This window comes from Bacillus sp. P4_D3 (assembly GCF_056401855.1).
Map to the genome: position 1 here is coordinate 1 of NZ_JBFUIN010000784.1, position 1,364 is coordinate 1,364.

Sequence of the window (1,364 nt, forward strand, 5' to 3'; positions counted from 1 at the left end):
CAAAATCCTCCGCAAATTTAAGTACTTCTTCTATGTTCATATAATCTGTTGTTAATTCAGTTTGTAAACCACGCTTCGTTTTATACAACCAATGTATTTTATATTTCATACTAGATTCCCCTTTTATAAGACTTCTTATATGTAGCCAGCTAATGAAAGCCTCACTTTATTTTATCCCTTTCGGCAAGCAGACTCCATCTGATTTGCGTTACGGGTGAAACCCAACAATTCAGGTGGAGATGAATTGCCGTCAGAAGGTAGACCAAACACTTTTGTTTCGTTCATAACAATTTTTTGAGGGCGAATATTTGTTTCTTTTTGTCTTACGATATAATCTGTCGTAGATAAGGAGGGAATATATCGTAAGACAACGAAATTGGATAATAATAATCATTTGGTTACTTGAGCCAAAAGGAATTACGATGAAGATCATGTTCATATTTTGTTCCGTTTCGTTCCAAATAATGATTTGTCAAAAGCGATTAACAGTTACAAAAGTGTTAGTTCTCGTTTCCTGAAACGAGATTTTCCTAAGATAAAACATGATCTATGGAAAGAAATGTTTTGGTCTCGAAGTTATTGTCTTTTAACAACGGGCGGTGTACCTATAGATTCTATCCGTAAGTACATTGAATCACAAGGAAAGCAATAATTTTAATGAACTCTCTGAGAAAGGTGGTGAAAACAATGGCTAGAAAGAAAGCAGTGAAAGTATTACGTAAACAAAAGAAAAGAGAAACCATGCAACGATTCACGCAGAAACAGAATATCGGACGAGCTTGTCTCACAGCAAAAGAATTTCGTTTACTTCAGCGCATGTCACATAGTTCAAAAGCATTGCGAAATGTTGGATTGTACACCATAAAAAAAAGTTATTTGAATCATAATAAAATGGCTACTGTAAAAGAAGTGGATACTGCCATGCAAGCCGATTTGAATTACTCGGGCATTCAATCAAACTCTGTTCAAGCGATTCGTAGAGCCTTATTTACAGAAGTGAAGAGCTTTTTTAAAGCATTGGAACAGTGGAAAAAAAAACCAGAAACCTTCACAGGGCGTCCTAAGTTTCCGAATTATTCCGGTTCAACTGACAAACGAATTATTGAAATCTATCAAGTTCCAAAAGTGGATGATAACGGGTATTGGMTGATTCCAATGAATGTGGCATTCAGAAAAAAATTCGGTTCCATTAAAATACGTATGCCTAAAAATGTAAGAAATAAAAAAATCTCCTACATTGAGATTGTACCGAAGCAAAAAGGTCGGTTCTTTGAGGTGCATTACACATATGAGATGCACGTTTCTCAAATGAAGAAACAATCCACGACTACTAGTAACGCTTTGAGTTGCGATTTAGGTGTAGA

1 protein-coding gene and 1 pseudogene are annotated in these 1,364 nt (G+C 35.4%); both read left to right on the top strand.

From position 1 onward, the window contains the following. Positions 1 to 415: 415 nt before the first annotated feature. A pseudogene (tnpA, locus tag AC1DTM_RS26660) lies at positions 416 to 652 on the top strand (IS200/IS605 family transposase); the annotation flags it as partial. 35 nt (positions 653 to 687) lie between these two features. Next, positions 688 to 1,364, top strand: a 677-nt coding sequence (locus AC1DTM_RS26665) for a nuclease/transposase family protein (protein ID WP_477001299.1), incomplete at its 3' end; no start/stop codon positions are given.